Annotated in this window: 33 protein-coding genes and 1 tRNA gene; all 34 read left to right on the forward strand. The window is 31.4% G+C overall.

Annotated features, from left to right (window positions below):
• The first annotated feature begins 33 nt into the window (after nt 1–33).
• The 34 genes from CIL05_RS22125 to ligA all read left to right on the forward strand — a co-directional run bounded on the left by CIL05_RS22125 (nt 34) and on the right by ligA (nt 16908).
• Nucleotides 34–201, forward strand: coding sequence for a hypothetical protein (locus tag CIL05_RS22125; RefSeq protein WP_165769068.1), 168 nt, complete (start codon nt 34–36; stop codon nt 199–201).
• Nucleotides 202–263: 62 nt separating this feature from the next.
• Nucleotides 264–449 carry a hypothetical protein gene (locus CIL05_RS07185; protein WP_095654843.1) on the forward strand — a complete coding sequence of 62 codons (186 nt, stop codon included), beginning with the start codon at nt 264–266 and terminating at the stop codon, nt 447–449.
• A 21-nt stretch (nt 450–470) separates the two neighbouring features.
• Nucleotides 471–1229, forward strand: a complete 759-nt coding sequence (locus tag CIL05_RS07190) for a PIG-L deacetylase family protein (protein ID WP_165769069.1) — start codon at nt 471–473, stop codon at nt 1227–1229.
• Between the two features lie 132 nt (nt 1230–1361).
• Nucleotides 1362–1928: a hypothetical protein gene (locus CIL05_RS07195; RefSeq protein ID WP_095654845.1), complete on the forward strand. Its 567-nt coding sequence runs from the start codon at nt 1362–1364 to the stop codon at nt 1926–1928.
• Between the two features lie 311 nt (nt 1929–2239).
• Complete coding sequence (locus tag CIL05_RS22900) at nt 2240–2458, forward strand: helix-turn-helix domain-containing protein (RefSeq protein WP_095654847.1); 219 nt, start codon at nt 2240–2242, stop codon at nt 2456–2458.
• 1 nt (nt 2459) lies between these two features.
• Nucleotides 2460–2606, forward strand: coding sequence for a hypothetical protein (locus CIL05_RS22130; protein WP_165769070.1), 147 nt, complete (start codon nt 2460–2462; stop codon nt 2604–2606).
• Between the two features lie 88 nt (nt 2607–2694).
• Nucleotides 2695–2883, forward strand: coding sequence for a hypothetical protein (locus tag CIL05_RS07210; protein ID WP_095654848.1), 189 nt, complete (start codon nt 2695–2697; stop codon nt 2881–2883).
• Nucleotides 2884–2983: 100 nt separating this feature from the next.
• Nucleotides 2984–3826 (forward strand): phage antirepressor N-terminal domain-containing protein, encoded by an 843-nt coding sequence (locus CIL05_RS07215; RefSeq protein ID WP_095654849.1) that lies wholly within the window; start codon nt 2984–2986, stop codon nt 3824–3826.
• Between the two features lie 295 nt (nt 3827–4121).
• On the forward strand, nt 4122–5168 hold the full coding sequence (locus CIL05_RS07220) for a tyrosine-type recombinase/integrase (RefSeq protein WP_095654850.1): 1047 nt from the start codon (nt 4122–4124) through the stop codon (nt 5166–5168).
• 68 nt (nt 5169–5236) lie between these two features.
• Complete coding sequence (locus CIL05_RS07225) at nt 5237–6577, forward strand: DNA sulfur modification protein DndB (protein ID WP_095654851.1); 1341 nt, start codon at nt 5237–5239, stop codon at nt 6575–6577.
• A gap of 19 nt (nt 6578–6596) precedes the next feature.
• Complete coding sequence (locus CIL05_RS07230) at nt 6597–7565, forward strand: phage lytic cycle repressor MrpR family protein (RefSeq protein ID WP_095654852.1); 969 nt, start codon at nt 6597–6599, stop codon at nt 7563–7565.
• A 258-nt stretch (nt 7566–7823) separates the two neighbouring features.
• Nucleotides 7824–8018, forward strand: coding sequence for a hypothetical protein (locus CIL05_RS07235; RefSeq protein WP_095654853.1), 195 nt, complete (start codon nt 7824–7826; stop codon nt 8016–8018).
• Nucleotides 8019–8445: 427 nt separating this feature from the next.
• Nucleotides 8446–8679 (forward strand): hypothetical protein, encoded by a 234-nt coding sequence (locus tag CIL05_RS07240; protein WP_133065297.1) that lies wholly within the window; start codon nt 8446–8448, stop codon nt 8677–8679.
• 1 nt (nt 8680) lies between these two features.
• A complete protein-coding gene (locus CIL05_RS07245) occupies nt 8681–8869 on the forward strand; it encodes a hypothetical protein (RefSeq protein ID WP_095654855.1) in 189 nt (62 codons plus the stop codon).
• A gap of 198 nt (nt 8870–9067) precedes the next feature.
• The gene (locus CIL05_RS07250) at nt 9068–9445 is read left to right on the forward strand and encodes a hypothetical protein (RefSeq protein WP_095654856.1); all 378 of its coding nucleotides are present in this window, start codon (nt 9068–9070) and stop codon (nt 9443–9445) included.
• Nucleotides 9446–9478: 33 nt separating this feature from the next.
• The gene (locus tag CIL05_RS07255) at nt 9479–9700 is read left to right on the forward strand and encodes a hypothetical protein (RefSeq protein ID WP_095654857.1); all 222 of its coding nucleotides are present in this window, start codon (nt 9479–9481) and stop codon (nt 9698–9700) included.
• Between the two features lie 33 nt (nt 9701–9733).
• Nucleotides 9734–9874 (forward strand): hypothetical protein, encoded by a 141-nt coding sequence (locus tag CIL05_RS22135; RefSeq protein ID WP_206207758.1) that lies wholly within the window; start codon nt 9734–9736, stop codon nt 9872–9874.
• Nucleotides 9875–9900: 26 nt separating this feature from the next.
• The gene (locus CIL05_RS07260; protein WP_095654858.1) at nt 9901–10134 is read left to right on the forward strand and encodes a hypothetical protein; all 234 of its coding nucleotides are present in this window, start codon (nt 9901–9903) and stop codon (nt 10132–10134) included.
• Nucleotides 10135–10159: 25 nt separating this feature from the next.
• Nucleotides 10160–10348: a hypothetical protein gene (locus CIL05_RS07265; protein WP_095654859.1), complete on the forward strand. Its 189-nt coding sequence runs from the start codon at nt 10160–10162 to the stop codon at nt 10346–10348.
• Between the two features lie 30 nt (nt 10349–10378).
• Nucleotides 10379–10696, forward strand: a complete 318-nt coding sequence (locus CIL05_RS07270; protein WP_133065298.1) for a hypothetical protein — start codon at nt 10379–10381, stop codon at nt 10694–10696.
• A gap of 225 nt (nt 10697–10921) precedes the next feature.
• Nucleotides 10922–11179 (forward strand): hypothetical protein, encoded by a 258-nt coding sequence (locus CIL05_RS07275; protein WP_095654861.1) that lies wholly within the window; start codon nt 10922–10924, stop codon nt 11177–11179.
• A gap of 100 nt (nt 11180–11279) precedes the next feature.
• On the forward strand, nt 11280–11684 hold the full coding sequence (locus tag CIL05_RS07280; RefSeq protein ID WP_095654862.1) for a hypothetical protein: 405 nt from the start codon (nt 11280–11282) through the stop codon (nt 11682–11684).
• A 358-nt stretch (nt 11685–12042) separates the two neighbouring features.
• A complete protein-coding gene (locus tag CIL05_RS07285; protein ID WP_095654863.1) occupies nt 12043–12234 on the forward strand; it encodes a hypothetical protein in 192 nt (63 codons plus the stop codon).
• A gap of 39 nt (nt 12235–12273) precedes the next feature.
• Nucleotides 12274–12498, forward strand: a complete 225-nt coding sequence (locus CIL05_RS07290; protein WP_095654864.1) for a hypothetical protein — start codon at nt 12274–12276, stop codon at nt 12496–12498.
• Nucleotides 12499–12525: 27 nt separating this feature from the next.
• Nucleotides 12526–12861, forward strand: coding sequence for a hypothetical protein (locus CIL05_RS07295; RefSeq protein ID WP_095654865.1), 336 nt, complete (start codon nt 12526–12528; stop codon nt 12859–12861).
• A 40-nt stretch (nt 12862–12901) separates the two neighbouring features.
• Nucleotides 12902–13087 carry a hypothetical protein gene (locus tag CIL05_RS07300; protein ID WP_095654866.1) on the forward strand — a complete coding sequence of 62 codons (186 nt, stop codon included), beginning with the start codon at nt 12902–12904 and terminating at the stop codon, nt 13085–13087.
• 22 nt (nt 13088–13109) lie between these two features.
• Nucleotides 13110–13247, forward strand: a complete 138-nt coding sequence (locus tag CIL05_RS22140; RefSeq protein ID WP_165769072.1) for a hypothetical protein — start codon at nt 13110–13112, stop codon at nt 13245–13247.
• Nucleotides 13248–13281: 34 nt separating this feature from the next.
• Nucleotides 13282–13536: a hypothetical protein gene (locus CIL05_RS07305; RefSeq protein WP_095654867.1), complete on the forward strand. Its 255-nt coding sequence runs from the start codon at nt 13282–13284 to the stop codon at nt 13534–13536.
• 18 nt (nt 13537–13554) lie between these two features.
• On the forward strand, nt 13555–13770 hold the full coding sequence (locus tag CIL05_RS07310; protein ID WP_095654868.1) for a hypothetical protein: 216 nt from the start codon (nt 13555–13557) through the stop codon (nt 13768–13770).
• A 51-nt stretch (nt 13771–13821) separates the two neighbouring features.
• Nucleotides 13822–14100 carry a hypothetical protein gene (locus CIL05_RS07315; protein WP_095654869.1) on the forward strand — a complete coding sequence of 93 codons (279 nt, stop codon included), beginning with the start codon at nt 13822–13824 and terminating at the stop codon, nt 14098–14100.
• 59 nt (nt 14101–14159) lie between these two features.
• On the forward strand, nt 14160–14549 hold the full coding sequence (locus tag CIL05_RS07320; protein ID WP_095654870.1) for a YopX family protein: 390 nt from the start codon (nt 14160–14162) through the stop codon (nt 14547–14549).
• Between the two features lie 54 nt (nt 14550–14603).
• Entirely contained in the window at nt 14604–14789 is a 186-nt protein-coding gene (locus tag CIL05_RS07325) for a hypothetical protein (protein ID WP_095654871.1), read from the forward strand.
• 64 nt (nt 14790–14853) lie between these two features.
• Nucleotides 14854–14927 (forward strand) — tRNA-Ile (locus tag CIL05_RS07330).
• Between the two features lie 58 nt (nt 14928–14985).
• Nucleotides 14986–16908 (forward strand): NAD-dependent DNA ligase LigA, encoded by a 1923-nt coding sequence (gene ligA, locus CIL05_RS07335; RefSeq protein WP_095654872.1) that lies wholly within the window; start codon nt 14986–14988, stop codon nt 16906–16908.
• Nucleotides 16909–16934 lie beyond the last annotated feature (26 nt).

The following is a 16934-nucleotide window of genomic DNA, read 5'->3' on the forward strand; positions in this document are numbered from 1 at the left end:
TAAGATAAAACTATAACAGGAGTGAATTATAATATGGGAACATTTAAAGTTATCTTTACCTATGAAAATGGTCTTACACATGTATTAACTTATAAAGATGTAATAAGAGACAAAGAGAAAATTTTACATGCAGCGTTAAAAGATAATGAACATGGTTATTCAGATATTCATTCCATACAGATTATCGAATATGACTTTTAAATTACAAAAGGGTTGTATAGGTATAAAAAGGTCATTTAAGGTTGCAAAAGGAGTTGTAACAATTGATAAAAATTTATATTCACTGGCAACATAGACAGGATCAATATATAGTTATGGCTGTTGATGGTGAAACAATATTATATTCAGATATAGTAATGAGCGAGGTTTTAGAACTCACACTATCCATGCTAAAAGAATCTTTTTCTAGCACTCATAAAGAAATTAAAGAATACAGGAGATATATTTAAAAATGAAGGGTGATGTTATTGATGAAAACAATTGTATTTTTAACTAGTGTATTTATAGGACTTTTTGGAGCAACGGATATTGTAAAAGCAGACGCAGAGGTAAAGGAACAACCAACAACATTTTTTATAGTACCACACCAAGACGATGAGATGTTAACATATGGAGTTGCCATATTAAACCATACATGGCATGGAGATAATGTTCATGTGGTATTAATGACAGATGGGGCTGCAAGTAGAGTGTATGAATTATTAAACAAAAAATTAGATAATCCATTAACTAGGCAAGAATTCAGTGAAGCAAGATTAAAAGAATTTAAGCACAGTATGATGATTTTAGGTGTGCCAGATGAAAATATTCATGTAAAAAATTATCCAGATGGTGGTTTACAAGTAGCAGATGTTGAGAGCACAATTTTAGCAATTCAAAAAGAATATCCTAACGCAAAATTTAAAGCTATGAGTTATTTGGATGATCACAATGACCACAAAGTGTCAGGATTAGCTTTACAAAACCTGTATGACAAAGGGATAGTAAAGGATGCACGTTTCTATTTTAAACCTTCTCAATTTGGTACAGAACGTTTTAGTGGAGCAATTAAGGATAAGTACTTACCAGAGTATAAACCATTCATCCATGCAGGAGTTGAGGTTTACAAAAAGTGGCAGCCTCAAATTGGAAGATATGCAATTGGAAACACAAGTGTTGGCAAAAGTTTTGAATTGTTAAAGAATAGTCCAACTAGTATGTACCATGTTCCGGGATATAAATTGAAATGATTTAATAAATTAAAAGTATTATATTAATAATATATAAACAAACAATTGGAACTAATCATCAAAAATTTCAATTGTTTGTAAGATCACAAATGTAGTATAATATTATTCATAATAAGAAAAGGGGAGAATATCATGTCAAACGAAAAGTTGAAACAAATTGTCAAATCAAAATGGTTTAAATTGGGTATTGTGGGAACTGTATTAGTAGCTATTGGAGCATTTCTTTTTATGAACATTAGCAGTAAAGGAGTAGCAAAAAACTTTGCCGAGGACTATATGGATGCTGTAAAGAATGGAGAAGACACATCAGACTTCATAAGTCGTAGCGAAGAAGGCTTTATTGATGTATTTGATTATGATTATTTAAAAGAAGTTGAAATGGAGCAGGAGAAGGTTATAATGTCATTAAATTATGAGGATTATGAAATATTGCAAGAGTATGGCGAAAAAAATGATTTTGATTCATACGATGAATTTAAAAAACATTATAAAGACTTGTTTTCAGATCATGAAATCATAAGGGAATCAGATATGTCTTTAGAGTTATGGGAGGAAGGAGAATTCAAAGATCGGTATAGCTTCCTGTATGATGTGACTATTGCTAACGGATTGGGACAGAAGATTTACAAGAAAGCTGAATTAACTGTTGAGAAAAATGTTTTAGGAGAACATGAGATTACATTTATTGATATTAAATAAAACGATTAGATGGCTATGAGTAATGTGCATCTTATATTTACGTTGCTCATAATATCACTGGCACACGGAGGGTTGTATGGAGAATAACAATAGCTACAAACTCAATTTAGCAATGGAAAAGACTGAACGACTATTTCAGCTTAGTGTAATCAACGCATATGAATACGGGCAATTAAATCGTTATTTTATAAGTAAGTATAGCAGCACAAAACTAAGCAGAATGTTTAAGAAGGACTACAATCCTTCTTCTGATAAACTTAAAAATATTATATGTACTGTAAATAAGGAAATCATAAAAGGAGACTAACAATATGATCAATTTAAAACTAAAGGAATATCTAAAGGAAAAGAAAATTAGTATACAGTGGCTACATGAGGTGACTGGAATTAGATACGCAACGTTATATAATATGATCCACAAGAAACACAAGAGTATAAATTTAAAATATCTATATTCTATAATGGATGCATTGAATGTTAGAGATATGAGTTTAATATTTGAAAAACAAGCAAAAGAAAGGAAGTCTTAATATGTTAACAACAGTAGGAGCTATTCCTTACGATGGATTTAAAGAGAGGGTTAATATTATAAAGATGTTAGAGAACAGTTATAAAGGTGCAAAGATTCGATTTGATGATGATATTGTATCTTATGAGTATAAAGTAAAAGATAATTAATAATATATTGACATCCTTCATATTATGTGATACACTTAATGTACGTTATTAAGAACAGTCACATGATGATAAAAGGAGGATGTAAAAGATGGGAAAAGTTATTGATCTACAGGAATACAGAATTGAGCAACAGTACATAGCATTCTATTCTACACGTTTGGACTTATCTAAGGACATACAGTATAAAGATAAAGAGAACAGACGTGATGCGGCTAAAAAGATGCAATTAAGCTACATGAGAGTGCTAACTTATGGTATTGATAATAAGACAAGTTAGGAGAGGTTGTGATATGAAATAGTTGTATTTTTACATTGATTGAAATATCGCTGGCTTTATTTACAAATGATCAAACAATAATATAAAGGGAGAGATTAAGATGAATGGATTAGCAGTTAAAGAAGTGGAGTTTAATGGTGATGTGTTGTTAGCGGCACAAGACAAACAAAGTGAAAAGGTGTATATTACAGTTGCAGGAGTTTGTGAAGGAATAGGTTTAAATGAAAACCAAAAGGATAGGCAAGTTAAAAATATACAAAGTGATATTGTTCTGTCACAAGGGGTTAAAAACCTCTCCGTCAAATTTGACGGACAGTCCAGACACGTTGTGGGAGTAGAGTTAGATTTTCTTCCATTGTGGTTAGCTAAGATTTCTATTACGCCAAAGATGAAAAAAGAATTACCTAAAATGGTTGATAAATTAATCGAATATCAGATTAAGGCAAAAGAAGTTCTTGCTAATGCTTTTGTTCATAATGTGACTCAAATTGTACCACAGAATTACAAAGAGTCTTTAAAGGCTTTACTGGCAGAAGTTGAAAAGAACGAAGAGTTAGAGCAGACTATTTTGATTCAAGAACCTAAAGTTAAGGAGCATGAACACTTTATAGCGAGTAGAGGATTGCAGGAAATGGGATCAGTCTCAAAGTCTTTAAAAGTTGGTAGAACATATCTGTTTCGCTTTCTACGAGAGGATGATGTTAAGGTTATGATGAAGGGCAGAGTTACGCCTTATCAAAGTTACATTGATCGTGGCTGGTTCACAGTTATAATGAGAACCAAAAATGGGATGACAAGACCGAAGACATATGTTACACCAAAAGGTGTTAGTGGTATTAGTAAGTTGCTAAGAAAGCATATAGACAAATATCCATATATGTATAAGTTTAAAGATGTGGTATTTACACAATCTGAATTATCGCAGGCAAATAAAGATAAATAATAACAGATAAATCAATTATATTTATCTGTTATAGTTATACATAATAAATATTATAAAAAAATCATGTATATTGCAAATACTTCTTGACTATACTTGTATTGTATGGTATTGTTTACTTAATGAGACATACATAACCAATATTATAAAAGGAAGTGAGAACATGTTAACAGATTTACTAGGCTATTACAAAAGGAATGTAAATAAAATGTCGGATCAGCAGATTAAGAAGTCTAAACATGATTTAGAACAAATTTTACGAATCATGGACAAAAAACTAATTAAGGATGTGGTATAAATGTTGGCTGAAAAGGTTGTACCAATTAAAAATGAAAATGATGATGGTAGTAAAAGAGGATTCAATACAGAAGTATATGATCAGATTATGAGATTCATCAGAGACTTCTCAAGATCAAGTGAGAATACTGGATCTGCATATGAAAGAGATATTAGAAACTTCTTTCTTAAAACTAGAGACAAACAAATTGAACATTTAATCAAAAATGATTTAGAATATACAATAGAAGAGTTTGAGGATTACTATGCTTATCTTATCGATGAACGTAAAGTCTCTATTGTTACAGCGAACAGATATATTGGAGCTATAAGTGAATGTATAAAACACTTAAGAAGAAGAAGGCTGATTAATGATATATCCTTTTTAGACATTAAGAAGCACTCGGGAACGACTGACAGATACGGTATACTAACACTCAATGAAGTTGAGAAGATGGCAGAATTAGCTTCTAAACAAGGCAGAGGGAACATAGGAAGAATTAAGCAGCTGATGATACTCTTTGCATTAGATACTTGCGCAAGGCGGAATGATTGTCTTACAATCAAATGGTCTAACTTTACAGTGAATGAACATGATGTAGGTATTCACATGATTGGAAAAGGTAACAAAGACTTTAAACCTTCAATTAGTAAAGAATTTTATAATGAGTTGTTGACTCTTAAACAATCTGAGAGTGAGTTTGTTTTCAATATACATGTTAATACAGTTAATAGAATGATGGATGATTTAAGAAGAGACATGAATATCCCAAAAGAAAGAAATATTGTATTCCATTCATTTAAGAAGACTGGTGTACAGTTTATTTGGAAAAAGACTGGTGACATTAATCAAGCTAGGAAAGCAGCCAATCACAGCAGTATCAAAACAACAGATATTTATATCAATAGAGAAGAGAATTACGGTATCATGGGTGCTATTTCATCTGGATCAAGTGTTGATGAAGAATTGTTTGAGGGAGCTAGTCATGAAGAATTATTGAAAGCAATTAGAGGATTAGGAAAAGACCAACAGATGTATATTAATTTACAATTAAACAAACAAAAATAAAATTGGTAAAACTTACCTTTACATTAATTAGATAACAGTATATTATAAAATTAGAGGAGTGTTAAATTGTGAAACAAGATAAAACTCGTCAAGAATTAGAAGAAAATTTGATACAACCGACTTTATCAGTGAAAAGAAAACGAAAGATTGTACAAGAGATTAAAGATAGCTTATTCAATAATCACAAAATAATTGGTGGAAATACACAATCTTGGATCAATGATCCAGAAACTGAATTACCATTGTTAGATTGGAGAATACTATACTTATTTGCCAAACAAATCCATTCTAAAATTAATCAATCTAATATTAACCCGGATCATTTTTACACAGAGGTAGAAGCTAAGAAGGCACAACAGTATACCGGAAACTTAACAATAATGGAAGATGTATCACTTCCTATGGTATTCAATGACGTTACAGAATTAAGATATGGAACGTATTTAACTCATATTAGCGCAAAACTACTAGCTCAAATGAGTTCAACATTGTTAAATTATAATTTTGACATACAAAGAGAAGCGACCAAAATAACAAGGAACAATGAGACAATCAAAGAAGCTACTTTAGTTTTGAAAAACGTATTAGAAATTAAAAGTCATTTAAAACAAGATTCATTAGAATCAACAAATATTGTATTTAATGCAGCAATAGGTACAGCAGACGATGGAGATGAATTAACTTACAATCCAGAAACTAAACAACTACAGATTAACAAGGGCACAATTATTGACATTGTAGATGGATATCACAGGTGCAAAGGAAGTGAGTTAGCTCTAAACGAAAATCCAGATATCAATTTTAAATTTTCATTAATTATATTAAACTATACAGATGACCGAGCTGCCAATTATCAAGGGCAGTTAGCAGAAGCAACACCAATGTCTAAACCAAAGAAGAAACAACTGTCATCTAAAAGACATTCTGATGCTATTGTAAGAGAACTAATGACACAATCCGAACTAAAGGACAAAGTGGCTGTTGCCCGTGTTCCAAGTGCACGTAATAAAGAATTAGTAACTTACGATGTCTTATCTGATACCATTGATGAACAATTTAAATTGGATAGAATGATTGATGTTCATAAAGTAACTAATTATCTAAAAACTTATTTTAATATCCTGTTAGGTGAATATGCAGAACAATTCATAGAGAACCCTATTGAGTGGAAAAAGAAATCGGTCATGGTTGAGAATAACATGTTTATAGGCTATATTGTTTTAGCAAGAAGAATGTATGAACTAGGAATAGATGCAGTAAACGTTATTGATTATATAGATAGTATTGATTTTGATAAAAATAACGAGTTGTGGCAAGATATAGGATTCTTAAATGAAGATAAAAATTTAAATAAAACTATGTCAGCGAGAAATGCTATAGAAAACTACTTTAAACAATTGGAATTGTAACCAAAAGGAGTGTAAGATAATGGAATTGTACAATCAAAGCACTAAGATGGAGTATTTAGACACACTAGCCAGCCCAGACGTACAAACATTACTAAGATCGGTTTTTGAGAAATCTAAGAATACAGAGATTCTTTATGACAAAGATTTACATTCATTTAGCTTGGGTCAAATTGAAGAAGTAATAAGAAACATCAATCCTGCAACATTAAACAGCGTCTCTAACACTAAGAGTAGAATTAACACTTATCTAATATGGGCAATTAACAATGGAAGAAGAGAGAACAACATTAATCCATTAGCAGGAACGACTAAAGAATGGGAAAGAAAATTTATAGATAATGTTTCACAAAGATATTTATCAGAAACAGACATGTTTGATCTTACAGAAATGTTATTAAATGCTCAAGATCAAGCCTTGATTCAATGTATATTTGAAGGAATATCTGGACAAGCAATGTCAGAATTAATCTCTATGAACTATCACAGAATTAATTGGAATGACAATGAAGTCACTGTTAAAGATGTTAAAACCAATAACTTCAGAACAGTCAAAGTAAGTAATAGATGTATAAAATTTATTGAGAATGCATATAGACAACAGGTATTTACCGCAGAAGATACAGAAAATGAAAAGCAATTAGCTGAATTTGAAGGGTCAGTTTTTAAAAACACGGTATGGAAAAACACAAGAAATCATAAGGTTAGCAGAGGAAACTTAGCGAAAAGATTGTATATAATAAAAGATAAATATGAAATGGATTCTTTAACTGTAAATACAATCAGTGAATCTGGAAGAATTAAAATGGCTGCCGATTTATATAGAGAACGAGGAAAACTTGGCAAACAAGAGTTTACTGAAATAGGAGACAGATTTAACATTAATAAAATGACTGTAAATGGTTACTCTTATTACGATACAGCAAAAATGAAAAATTATATTGATAGTGAAAATTTAAAAGAGATGTATAATTTAGATGTAGAGTTTTAATCCCAAATTATTTTTTTGGGATACATAAAAAACAAAAAATAATATATTGATTGAGGAATACGAGTATATAAAGTGAAAGCATGTTATATATTGGTGTGGCTTAATCAATGTGACAAAAAGTGCTAACTTTGTAATATAGCTGTATTAATTGTCACAAAAGGTATTGCCAAAGTTACCAAAAAATAGTATACTATTTCTACAAACATTTGTTCTATAATTTGTTCGTACCAATAAAAAAGTAGAGGAGATTATTACATCATGGGGACTAAAAATCGATATTATGGGGAATTGGTTTTAGGTGTTGTAGCAAAGTCAAAACTGGAACTTGAAGAATTTCAAAACGCATTTGATGAGGATGGGCTTAGAGCAGAATTGGTTTTGCAGTTGTTAGATGGTACGAAGAGTGTTTCAGAGGTTTTGGAAATATATTCTACAAAGTGGGAATCATTCTGATATAGTACAAAGGTAGAGAATGAATTAATATGTTATATAATTAATGTCATCAAAGTATACATAACTCACAGTAAAATGTACTTTGCATCGGACGTAATAAAAACGCAGATCACTTTGATGACAATACTTTTAGGGAAAGATTGACTTTTAGGATATAAAGTTATATAATTTAATTAACGGATAATAAATATTATATAATGATATGTAAGTTAAGAGAATAATTAGGTGTGTCACACAGTTACTTATGGGAGTACAGTAAGTGGTAGAGATAATTGAGAATGAATTTGAGGAGGAAGGATAGTAATGAATAATGATTTAGAGCATCCAGACATAACTAAAATACGTAAAGATGGATATTTACATATGGAGAGACAAACAGATAATACAGTTGAGGAAAATGAAGAAGACGAGTGAAAGGAATATGGATATGAAATTGGATATATTAGAGGATGATGAGTTGTTTAGACTTGCTGCACATCAAGGTGGATATAACGAATATATAGATAAAGAATGGAAGAGCAGATACAGATTAAGTTTTCCGTATCAATTAGTGGCAGATGAACAAAAGGTATATAATGCTTTATTGGATCAGAAGATTGATTACGTTGACTGTGATATAAAAATTGTGGAGCAATCTAAAATAATAAAAGGAGTGTGCTAAAATGAATATTGAATTGATTAATTATCTTGAGCAACGCATAGAACAGTCTAACAATCTTAAATTTAGCAAGGAAACACATAAGGCAGACCAGTTGTTTTTCAATGGTCAAGAACAGGCATTTAAAGAGATTGTAGACTATCTACAAGGAAAATACTTCATTAATGTCGAAGGAAAAACAGATACATTCTAATTATGATACGGTATAAATTATTAATTTATTGGGAGGAATTAAAATGAAAATAAGTAGGCGAGACGTTTTTAAGATGTTAGACAGAGATTGTGTCGATTCGCAATCGGCTGAATTAATCAAAGAATACATTAACAGAATTCTAAAACAAGTACCAAATAGCAATGTAAAATAAAGCTGTTACTTGAAGGAGAAGTGAAGATGAAGATAAAAACATTTGACAATGGATTAGTTGTTAAGCATCGTAAATCTGCAATTATATTTGAAAATGCAAATGGCAAAAAAGAAAAAGAAGAACATTTTTCTTATCACTTTTCAGATGAAGATTTTAAAAGGTTTATGGAGTATATTAAAGAAGCTGCCAATGAATCATGGGCTAATATAACACCTAAAGAAGCAAATAGCATGGGAACTGATTATGATGAATACTATGACCGTAGATATGATGATAATGGGTATTTAACTATCGGAGACTATGGCATCAAAATAAGAGCACCATATTGGTCGACTGATACTTTATACCAGTTCAATAAGCCTAAAATACAATCATTTATTTACGACTTACAAAAGGCTAATTAAAACTATTGATTTATTCAGATAGGAGGTAGGGGAATGGAGTTATTAAAGTGTGCAAAATGCGATACTGAATTGTCAGACAAGATGGAGATAGAATATAGTCGTTGGGTCACAGAATACTTTTGCAATCCAGACTGTGCTATGTCGTATTACTTTGAATATATGGGCAGTGTTCCGTTTGATGTACACGACTTACCAGAAAGCCTTAAACATAATAAGGTGAAAGCCGTCAATGGAAAACTATATGATATCAGTTAAAACAATTATTTTATTGAGAGAAGGAGCTGAAAGATGATGAGCGAATTAAAACTAAAAACATCTATGGAAGTTGAGATTGATAAAGAAGTTCCAAATAACGAAATTCATGTGTATGACAAAAATGGAGAATTTGTTGGTAAAATTAAAAACATTAGAGAAGAAAATTCTAAATGAAAACTATAATTTAAGGAGATGAACAAATGATAAGAAAAGAGAAATCATGCGTATATTTTCTGATTAAAAATGGTACAGAAATCAACACAGAAGTAATACATCTAAATGATGCTTCGGAATCAGATGTTATATTGAAAGCCAAAATGAAACTAACTGTAGAACTAGGAATAAATATTGACTTCATAGCAGATAAAGTTGGCAGAAACAAAGTACACGATGGTGATTGGACGTTTGTTGATTTTGTGGAATATATAGATTAAATATTATAATATGCTGAGGTGAAAAATGATAAACCATAAATTAATCGAACAGGATATATTGGAAGGTGGCTATCCTGAGAACATTAAAGATCAAGTTGTTTCTTTAGTTAAACGGATTGAAGAATTAGAAGGAGAAAATAGATATCTGAAAAATAATAGTGATAATAGCATTGAATTTGAAACTTATAGAAAGTGTGTAAGAGGAGACATTTAACAAATCTAAACTATATATGGGAGTGATATTATGACAAACTGCAAGATATGTGGCAATCATATGGGTATGTATTTTCAATATGCAGGTAGAGTTATAGATGTTGATTGTGAGCGTTTCGGAATATATTGTAGACGGTGTGCAATGGTTGATACAGAAAAATTACAGAGCAAGCGCTTTGTTGAGTATTATAAGGATAATGCAATTTATATGAAAGAAGGAAATTATTATCCATATTGGGAGTGTCCATATCATTTTAAAAATATTGAAGATGTAAGAGCAAGAATAGATGATTCACATGCAGCCATCGTTGATATGGAAAACCTTAAATTTGTAAACAGTTTGAAATAAATTCCAATACTTACTTAAAAGGAGAGACATGTGATGGAAGTAACATTAGAACAATTAACAACAATTAATCCAAAGGACTTAAAAGCACCTTATTATAGAATGATGCTTAAATCAGCAATTAAACACGTAGAAGAACAAGGTGGCAAAGCATGAGTACATCCTCATGTACTGGCTGACTTTGGTATTAAATCCAATTAAATCTAAATTTATTAAGGAGGAGCTAAAATGAAAAAAGAGGTTTCTGGAAAAGCTTATACAACTGTAATTATGGAAATTGAAATAGACGATAGTGAGTTAGAGGGTTTAGCTCAAGAGGAAATTAATGAACTGTTTGTTGAGAAAGCCTATGATAGCTTTGGTGGCATTGACAGCTTTCTTGGAAATGGAGGAGCAGATAAGCTGATAGGTGTTACTGGCATCAATGAAAGTATCTATGGTGATGGTGAAGTGGATTTTGATGAAGTAGAGAATGTTGAAGATTGAATAAAAGAATACTTTCATTGTAATTTAACAGCGACTTGGAAATATCACGGTGATTTTAGATCAAATAGAGATTTTAAATAAATATTAGGAGATGAATTAAATGGGATTAGATGTAAGTCACGATGCTTTTAATGGCGCATATTCTGCATTCAATCGTTTTAGATGGTTCGTATTAAAATCAATTGGAGGTAGTTATCCACCACATGGAAACAAAGAACTAAATGAGGGTTATTGGTATTTCGGAGATGGGTACTCTCCAGAAACACACAAAGGATTAACGGAATTTTTAAAACATTCAGACTGTGATGGAGAAATTAGTCCAGAAATGTGTAAGATTGTTGCTGATGAATTGGAAGAGATTATGCCACAGATCGAGAAGTTAGCAGAAACAGAAGAGTCTTATGGACATATTAAAGGAAATGGTGGATATGTAGAAGTTACTAAGAGATTTATAGAAGGATGTAGACTGGCACATGAAAGAAATGAGCCTTTAGAATTTCTTTAAAACATGCATTATAACGAGAAAAGGAGAAGTGAAGAATAATGAATGAGACTAAATATCAATATTTACTATTTGCATTTGACAGTCACGAAGCAGGCGGTGGCATGGAAGATTTAATTTTTTAAATTCAATACACTAAAAGATATTATAAGTTTTGAATATCAAAATTTATATCATTATCAATTAGTTAGTACAAGGGATTTTTCTTTTAAAGAATTTACGACTAATATTATTTATCGTGTAGGCGATGACGATTTTGAGGAAATTATCGGACGAAGACGAGTGGAATTTATTAATTGGCTGACTAGAGAATTAGTCTAAATAAAATCCACATTTTAAATGAACAATAGGAGGAGCTTAAATGACTAGATTTTATGTTGAGCACAACAATAGTACAGATATGTATGAAATATTTGATGGATTTAGGGATAAGCCCATTGAGGATAACAGTGATGAAAAATATATCAGCAACAAATGTGGTCGGTTAAATCAGGATGTTGAACAAGGTGTCATAACTGAAAATAACAACCCTGAATATTCACATGATTGGTAACACAATTAAAGCAGTCTCACACTAAAAGGAGATGGAGAAATGTCATTATCAATAGCAATATTAGTATGGTTGATTATTGGGTTTATTGTGGGGCTATATTCAGTTAAAGACTTTGATGAACAGGATCATAGAGAATATTGGGAGTCATCTGGTCTAGGTAAAATGACTGGATATCCCAAAAAACCTAAAATGTTTGATATAGTCATCTACACCTCACTAGGGTTATACGGTCTATTCGTTGTAATTAAAAATCGATTGAAATAACAGACTTATTAAAAGGAGAATGAAAAAATGGACAGAAAATTATTTAATATAGTGCAAGGGTATAATGGTTTAGCAAATGACATTTATTTTAAGTTGATAGACGAATTAAAAATTGATATGGATGTAGCTGAAGAGTTGACACAAAAGGTGTACGACTATAGTGACAAGGTACTTAAAACTGGCAACTATGTTGATCGAGACATGTTTGTAGATAAGTGGACTCATTTAAATAAGAAATATAATGAGTTGGAAAAATATCATAAGTTTCATGTTATTTACGAATACGATAACGGATTAATTTTGGGTGAGACAACATCTGGGCTAGGTTATCTAATTCCAAAAGATCACTTGGAAAAATATTAATAAGTTGAATGTTTAGTTCAAAATAGTGAGGTGATGACAAATGTACGAACCATATTTTTTAGAATATCGAAGAGATGGAAGATTAGAACTCTATGAAACCGATGGAACTTTTTACAACCATGATTCACAAGATTTGCTAATTGCTACACTGTATGACGATGAAGAAGCAGAGAGATTGTGTAGGATTCTAAATGATATTTACTATGGAAAGATTCAATTAAAATAATCATTTTAAAAGGATGGAAGATATGAGTGAATCTCAAGGTCTGTATAAGATGTATTTAAGAGGGTTGGTAACATTCGAACAATTGACAGGCTTTATTCATGACAAATTAATAACCGAAACGTTCGAAAGTTTGGGTGTTAGTTCTGAACACTTTAAATAAAAGAGCGAATTTATATAAAAGGGGGGTATGTTAATTGGAAATTAAATTTAAAAATGGCAGTCTCATAAATACACTAGAATCAGAAAACATAATCAGAGGTAGTCAGAGTAAAAATATTGAGTGGGTCAAAAGTGATAAGCCAATGAGTGAGTACTTTATTAAGTATATTCTTAATGGTGAAAAATTCGATTTTAATGATTTTAGAACAAAAGAAGAATTTAACAACTATGAAAAAGAATTGAATGAGTTTTTACAATCATATTTCATAATTGACAATGAAGGTATTTAAGCAAATGAGGTGTTACTTATGGAGACTGCTTCTGTTCTGACCAACTTAGAACGAAAAATAATAACTATTATTCAACACCATAATAAAAGAGGTCGATCCACATCATTAAGGGAATTAAAAATGCGGTTGAGTCATGAAGAATCTAAGATTCAAAGTACAATCGAGGATCTAATCAAAAGAGAGTGGATCAAGATTCATGAAAATGAGTGGACAGTAGTTAAGAAGTTATTTTAAATTACTTTATAATTGTGGATGCCTTTACAACGAATAACAGGAGGATGAAAAATGACTTATATGAACATGAGCGACTTTGATATAGAAGTACTAGAAGTTAGACGTAAGGCAAAAGAACACTTTAATAATATGAGCAGCGAAGAATTTAGGGAGTTTATGGGTGATATGTTAATAGACAAAGAAGATGATAACAGAGTGTTAGTTGGTAAGAATTATGAGGAGATTTTAGAAATAATAAACGAACAAGTGTATTCCGCTGATATATCTAAGTTGGCAGATATTGCGAGAGAGTTGTTGGACTGTTCTTGGTATGCTGATCATACACGATAAAAGGCTCGTTTTATTTTATTTTATAGTTGACAGAAAATGCGAAGGAGTGATTTTTTTAAATGAGAGAGATTAAATTTAGAGCTTGGATAGAAAAAGATAAAAAAATGGTTGATTTGTCTAGTTTAGAGTTTGATCGTTGCGGATTCCCCGAAGCAGAAGGAGACCAAATTTTATTCGAAGTGGGTTACAGAAAAAGAAAAAGTGATTGGGTCTATAAAACTGCCAGAAACATTGTTGTCATGCAATACACAGGTTTGAAAGATCGCTATAACACTGAAATTTACGAAGGTGACTATGTAATCGGTATTAATCGAATTACCGAAGCAGAAATAGAGCACGAGGTAACATTTTTAAATGGTTGCTTTATGTTCGGCAACTGGAACGCTCATGAATACTTCAATAAACATGCAGAAATATTTATTTCGGGGAACAAATTTGAAAATAAGTAATTCGCATTCCGATTATGTTGCGAACCAGTAGATAAAAAAATGAGGTGATTAAAAGTGAATAACATCATAAATCAATATGCATATAAGAAAGCAGGGCATTTATCCAATTTAATTGGTAAAGTTGAGATCAGTGAAAGCATCATGTATACATATCAGCTAAAGTTTCACTCTGGAACAGTTACAGGATTTGATCATGTTGATGATATTGTGGTTGTGGAGTTTGGTGACACTGGAGAATGAGCACAAATTATATCATTGACATTTATCATCAAACGATGTAATATGTACAAGTGTTAGCAACAATGTACCCTTAGCTTAGTTGGTCAGAGCCATCGGCTCATAACCGATAGGTCGTAGGTTCGAATCCTACAGGGTACACTTTAAATTTTTTACAATGGGTAAATAGTGCTATACTATATAATAAGGAGATGTGAATATGCGGAGCAAATTACAGTTATTGATTGAACAATTGAATCACGCCAATCATGAGTATTACAATTTGAATGAACCTGTTCTTTCAGATAAAGAGTATGATAAGTTGTATGACGAGTTGTTACAACTAGAAAAAGAATCCAATATTTTATATTCCAATTCACCTAGTCAAAATGTAGGCTATGAAGTTAAATCAGAACTAACAAAAGTCAAACATGAAATTCCGTTATTGTCACTTGACAAAACAAAATCATTGGATGAGTTAGAAGAGTTTATTGGTGATAAAGAGTGTATTTTAAGTATAAAATTAGATGGTTTAGCTACTAAAATATCTTATCAAAATGGACAGTTGCGGCAAGGTTCAACGAGAGGTTCTGGAACAATAGGGGAAGATATTTCACATAATGTTAAAGTGTTTAAGAATGTACCACTGAATAGCGATGTGGATGTTACTGTTGTAGGCGAATCAATTATAACTGACAATGACTTTAATATTATAAATGAACAATTCAATGAGGAAGATAAGTATAGTAATTCGCGTAATCTTGTAAGTGGATCTGTTCGACAGTTGAATAGTGAAATTTGTAAAGATAGACATGTGAAATTTATTGCTTATGGGATTCAAAGCAGTGATTTTAATTTCAAAAAGAGCGAGTTGGAGAGCCTAAGTAGACAAGGATTTGATGTTGTTCCATATAAATATGTCAGCAGTGAAAACTTTAGAGAAGCAGTTGTAGAATTACAATCCATTGCTAAAGAATTAGGATATCCAACAGATGGTTTGGTATGCACATACGATAATATTCAGTTTAGCAATTCATTAGGAAGTACATCAAAGTTTCCAAGGCATTCAATTGCTTTAAAGCATGATGATGAGGTACATGAGACGACTTTCAGAGGATTGGAATTGAACACAACAAGAACAGGAATTGTTTCATTGGTAGGTTTGTTTGATCCTGTGAATATCGATGGAGCTATGGTCAGTAAAGCTTCATTACACAACGTAGATATATTTGAATCATTGCAACTAGGCATAGGTGACACAATCACTGTAAGACGTGCTAATATGGTTATTCCTCAGATTATGGACAATCTAACAAGAAGCAACACTTTTAAGATACCACAGACTTGTAATGAATGTGGTTCACAGGTAGAAGTTAGAACACAAAAAGAAGCAAGATTTCTACATTGCCCTAATAGCAATTGTAAAGCACAACTAATGCAAAGAGTCGTTCATTATGCAAGTAGAGATGCTATGAACATTGTCGGACTATCTGAAGCAACAGTAAAGAGATTCATTGAACAGGGATATATCAAGAGTGTTAGTGACTTATATGATATAGACAAGTTTAAAGATGGAATCACACAGCTAGAAGGATTTGGTAAGAAGTCATACGACAGATTGTTTAATTCAATTGAATCTACTAAACATGTTAATTTTGCTAATTTCATATATGGATTGGGAATACCGAACACAGGTAGAACAGCATCAAAGATACTGGCAGAAGTTTACAATAGCGAAACATTCTTATCTGCAACAAAAGAAGATATTCTTAGACTTGATGGAATTGGAAATGTTCTAGCAAGTCATATATATAACTGGATCACTAATCAGAAAAATATTGATCTGTATAATGAGTTATTGAGTAAAGGAATCACATTTGAAGAGACAACTGAATCAGAAGAAAGTTCAATTGCTGGATTGACATTTGTAGTCACAGGAAAAGTAAATCGTTTCAAAAATCGAAAAGAGTTGAGTGCAGATATTGAACAAAATAGAGCAACTGTAAAAGGAAGTATCAGTAAAAATACAGATTATTTGATCAACAACGACAAAGAATCAAGTAGCTCTAAGAATGTAGCAGCTAAGAAACTAGGTGTGCCAATCATCTCAGAAGAAGAATATTTAAATTTAATAAATAAATAATACTATATCCCTTGTAATATAATATC

The sequence above is a fragment of the Virgibacillus profundi genome (genome assembly GCF_002287375.1).
GTDB lineage: Bacteria > Bacillota > Bacilli > Bacillales > Amphibacillaceae > Virgibacillus_K > Virgibacillus_K profundi.